Raw genomic sequence first — 2,437 nt, forward strand, 5'->3', positions numbered from 1 at the left:
GGTGCTGGCCAACGAGCTCATGACGGGCTACGTCAACAGCGGCGGCAGCAACCCCATGAGCGAGCTCACGGTGCGCTCGCTGGTGGACCTGGGCTACACGGTGAACGTGGGCGCGGCGGATCCGTTTAACCTGTCGCTGGCGCTGCGCGCGGGCGGCGACACGCAGCGGCCCCAGCTGCGGCTGCACAACGACATCTACACGGGCCCGCAGTACCTGTTGGGCCGCACGGGCCGCCTGACCCGGATCCGCAATTGAGCGGCACCCTGCGCCGGCTGCGGCCGGCCGCCGCCCTGGCCACCCTCGTGATGGGGGCGGCCGCCTGCCCGGCCGGCGCCCCCGCGCCCGACGCCGCGGTGCCCTGCGCGCCGGCGGAGGGCGAGCTGGCGGCCGGGGCGCGGGCGGACGCGCTGGCGGGTCCGTTCCGGCTCACGATGACGGCCACGCGCGGCGCCCAGTCCGGCCAGTCGGCCGTGGGGACGCTGCGGCTGGAGGCGTTCGGGGGGCGGCCGCTCCCCGTGCCGGCGGCGGCGGGCGTGCGTTACCCGCTGTTCGGGGGCGCGGACGTGGACGTGGCGCGGGTGGGCGCGTTTGCCGTGGGCGACGTGCGCCGCGCGGACCCCGCGGCGCCCGGCGTGCTGGTGATGGAGTACGCGCGCGGGCGCCCCCTCCGGCACCAACGACGTCCTCCTGCGGCTGGGGGCGGATGCCAACCAGCGCGGGCAGCAGCGCTTCGACGGCGCGTACCTCGCGCTGACCGTCCGCTCGATGGACGCGGACGGCTTCGCGGGCACGTGGGAGAGCGGCGCCGGCCAGCCGCAGTCCGCCGGGTACTTTTGCGCGCGGCGGATCTCGCGCTAGAAAAGACGAACTGCTTTCTCACGCAGAGGGAGCAGAGGAAGCAGAGTACTGCAGATCGTGCGGTACTCTGCTTCTTCGTTTTGGCGCCGGCTTCAGCTTGCGGGAACGGATGGTGGATGCGTATCGTCCAGCTCCGCTCACGGCGTTCCTCCGCCACACGTCTGCGTCTTTGATCCCGCTCCATCGCCGGTCCCACGCTTCGCGAATCGTGCTGCACGTCGTCCTGCCCGTCTTTCTCGGGGCGGCGATCTACGTGCTGTTCCGGTCGCCGACGCTACGCGTGTTCCAGTGGCTCGATGCCGCGGGGCTGGGCAGCTTCGTGCCGGCGGCGCGGGCGTGGGCGCGGCCGATTGGCGACCATCTGCCGGAGTGGCTGCTGTTCAGCGCGCCGGACGGGCTATGGGTGTACGGGCTGACGGCATGCCTGGCGCTCGTCTGGCGCGGCGAGCCGGGACGCGCGCGGCGGGCGTGGCTGTGCGTGGGCATCGCGCTGGGCGCGGGCGGGGAGGTGGGGCAGTGGATGGGCCTCGTCCCCGGCGTGTTCGACGGGGCGGACCTGCTGCTGTGCCTTGCCGCGTGGGGCGCGGCGCTCGTGCTGAACCTTGCGGGAGACGTCGATGAAGAGGCAGGTGCTTTCGGTGATGGCCGTGGGGGTGTTCGCCGTGCTGGCGCTGGGGAGCGGGGACGGCGACTCGTCCTCCGCTGACGCGCCGGCCGCCCGGCTGGCGGACTCGGCCGCGGCGGCGCCAAAGCAGCCCAACTCGCACTTCGCCTACGGCACCCTGAACGTGCGCTCCGGCCCCGGCGAGCGGTACCGCGTGGTGCGCCAGCTGAAGCGCGGCGACACGCTGTCGCTGGCGGAGCCGGACGCGCGCGGGTGGGCGCGCATCGTGGGCGCGGACAGCGGCTACGTCTTTACGCGGCTGAACCTGGTCCGCACGGAGCGGCCGGCGGTGGTCCCGTCGTACTCCGGCGAGTGCGCCGACGCCATGCGCGAGGTGCACCTGCAGATGAACCGCGCGCCGGACACGGTCAAGGAGTTCAGCGAAAAGGGGCTGCTGGAGGTGACGTGGTGGTACCGCGAGAACGCGAACGCCACGTATCCCAAGTACCAGTTCTCGTTCCGCACGGGACCGTACGAGGAAGGCTGCGGGACGTCGCGCATCGAGAACTGAAAACCGCATTCTCACGCAGAGGGAGCAGAGGCAGCAGAGTACTTCGTTCGCGCGATGAAGTACTCTGTGTCCTCTGCGGCTCTGCGTGAGAAAATGCTTTTGGGGTTGCTCAGCGACTCACGTGGGATGGAATGTGCGTGGGGGCGGAGGCACGCACCAGTCATCCACCGAAGCACTCTCGACGGACGGAATGCAGGAACGCACCACCCATCGCGCGCTCGTGTTCGCGGGCCTCGTGCTGGCCATGTTCATGGCCGCCATCGAGGGCACCATCGTCGCCACCGCCATGCCCAGCATCGCCGCCGAGCTGGGCGGTTTTGCGCTCTACAGCTGGGTGTTCTCGTCGTACCTGCTCATGCAGGCCATCGCCGTCCCCATCTTTGGCAAGCTGTCGGACATCGTG

At 71.3% G+C, this 2,437-nt stretch carries 3 protein-coding genes and 2 pseudogenes; all 5 read left to right on the forward strand.

From position 1 onward, the window contains the following. Positions 1-256, forward strand: a pseudogene (locus VFZ20_RS01020) (hypothetical protein); the annotation flags it as partial. Beyond that, on the forward strand, positions 253-1,032 hold the full coding sequence (locus VFZ20_RS01025) for a hypothetical protein (protein ID WP_329681949.1): 780 nt from the start codon (positions 253-255) through the stop codon (positions 1,030-1,032). The pseudogene VFZ20_RS01020 and the gene VFZ20_RS01025, both read left to right, overlap by 4 nt. Positions 1,033-1,067: 35 nt before the next feature. Then, entirely contained in the window at positions 1,068-1,565 is a 498-nt protein-coding gene (locus VFZ20_RS01030; protein ID WP_329681950.1) for a hypothetical protein, read from the forward strand. Further along, positions 1,477-2,034, forward strand: coding sequence for an SH3 domain-containing protein (locus tag VFZ20_RS01035; RefSeq protein ID WP_329681951.1), 558 nt, complete (start codon positions 1,477-1,479; stop codon positions 2,032-2,034). The genes VFZ20_RS01030 and VFZ20_RS01035 overlap by 89 nt, the downstream gene beginning before the upstream one ends. A gap of 190 nt (positions 2,035-2,224) precedes the next feature. Next, a pseudogene (locus VFZ20_RS01040) lies at positions 2,225-2,437 on the forward strand (MFS transporter); the annotation flags it as partial.

It is taken from the genome of Longimicrobium sp. (genome assembly GCF_036280135.1).
Classification (GTDB): domain Bacteria; phylum Gemmatimonadota; class Gemmatimonadetes; order Longimicrobiales; family Longimicrobiaceae; genus Longimicrobium.